At 35.2% G+C, this 1400-nt stretch carries 2 protein-coding genes; both read right to left on the minus strand.

The features are described 5' to 3' along the window. Positions 1-220 precede the first annotated feature (220 nt). Positions 221-442 carry a hypothetical protein gene (locus COO03_RS27250; protein ID WP_097899469.1) on the minus strand — a complete coding sequence of 74 codons (222 nt, stop codon included), beginning with the start codon at positions 440-442 and terminating at the stop codon, positions 221-223. 100 nt (positions 443-542) lie between these two features. Further along, positions 543-926: a hypothetical protein gene (locus tag COO03_RS23850; protein WP_097899470.1), complete on the minus strand. Its 384-nt coding sequence runs from the start codon at positions 924-926 to the stop codon at positions 543-545. Positions 927-1400: the final 474 nt, after the last annotated feature.

Consider the following 1400-nt stretch of genomic DNA (forward strand, 5'->3'; position numbering starts at 1 on the left):
TCAGAGAACTCGTTTGCCGCGTCTTGCTTTGTTGCTATCGGCGACTCATATAATATTACACCTCTATATAATAATAGTCAATGGCTTTTTGATCTTTTTTAGAGATATTTATCTATTCGTTCTGTAAAATCGTAAAAATACACCTTAAACACCCCGCCCATCAAGTTAAGAAATTCATTGTTCTCCAAAACAAAAAAATGAACTAAATTCTCATGGGACACTATGAAAAGATAAAATTTTCGTTTTTGGGATACCTTAAAACACTAGCTTGATAAGCATGATATGAAAAAAACTTGGATGCACTAAAAGACAATCCGTTATGCAAAATACTCCCCGCATAAACATGTATATTCTTTCCTACCTCTTTTGGCATATATTCTCCTGTGAAAATTACAACAGTGTCATCAATTTCGATGTTCTCCAATGCAACTTTCTCTTCCACCCCATACTCATTCACTCGCCATGCATATGTCGTATCAAATTCTACAACAGAATGAATATACTGTTTCGTTTTTTCCGACGTATATTCTGTTAATAGTTCACTAATGGTAGAGATCAGTGTAATAACGAGCGCTGAACCTGGTTTTTTTTAAATATAAAGAAGCAAAAATAAATACCGTCGTTAACGTATTGGTATTTGCTTTTCTTTCTTTAAAAATATTACTTATTCCATCTTTTATAACTTCATAAGAAGTAAAAACGGAAGTGACCATCGCTGCCCAATACGAAGCTGTTTTCCACACAAGTCCAAGCTGACTGCCTTGAATATACCAATTTGCTAAAAAGGCCCCGGCACAAGCTGCAACAGGCACCAACTGCTTCCATGAAAATGTACCATTATGTATCTTCTTTTCAGGTAAAAGAAAACGAGTTAGCCATGTTTTCAAGTTGTACAGAGATAGATTTACATCATGGTAAATAAGCAAACTCCCTGTTTCACACGTATAAGTTGCTGAAAATACTTGCTACTTGCGGAAGGGAACGAACTAAACTTTCTATCATAGTGGGATGATTAGAACTTTTAACCTGCAATCGTGTTCTTCCAGGTAAGGAATGCACCACATGAATTGAATCAAACATGCGGCCTTTCACTTCCTTTCCCCTTTATAGAATACGCCCAGTATAATAGGCTTGCAGAAAATGTAGGGGCACTGTTGAATCCATGTATTCCCTTTCCTAATAAAAACAATACAAATAAACTATCAAAATCAGCAAATCCATTCGTTTGTCTTTTAATTCCTACATCTACCATCTCTAGCGTTTTTTCATCCCTCTCATAAGTGAGGCATCTGTATAGAGAAGAGCGTCCGATGCAGTTTGTCTTTCATATTTTCTTTTTCTAATTAAATTCTTTTCATCATAAAATTCACTATCCCTTTATAAAACACAAAAAAGACGAG

This window comes from Bacillus sp. AFS098217, from assembly GCF_002551815.1.
GTDB lineage: Bacteria > Bacillota > Bacilli > Bacillales > Bacillaceae_G > Bacillus_A.